The sequence below is a fragment of the Stenotrophomonas sp. SrG genome (assembly GCF_050031795.1).
Lineage (GTDB): Bacteria > Pseudomonadota > Gammaproteobacteria > Xanthomonadales > Xanthomonadaceae > Stenotrophomonas > Stenotrophomonas rhizophila_A.
Window position 1 is genome coordinate 1 of the sequence record NZ_JBNBBE010001109.1, and the last position, 239, is coordinate 239.

Below are 239 nucleotides of genomic sequence, written 5' to 3' on the forward strand. Positions count from 1 at the left end.
TGCGAGCGTGGCCAAGACCATCGGCCTGACCACCTAGGGCGGTGCCGCCAGCCTGTATGACGCCGACCCCAACATCGCCATCGGCACTGCCTACCTGCGCCAGCTGATGAACAAGTACGAAGGCCTGCCCGATGTGACCATCGCCGCGTACAACGCCGGACCGACCCCGACCGCGCGCTGGCAGTCGCAGCGGCCGGGCTTCGTTCCGGATATCTGGATCGAGACCATCAGTTACAAGG

The 239-nt window shown here is 65.3% G+C and carries 1 pseudogene; it reads left to right on the forward strand.

The window, feature by feature from the left end:
• A pseudogene (locus ACQG3P_RS22910) lies at positions 1 to 239 on the forward strand (transglycosylase SLT domain-containing protein); the annotation flags it as partial.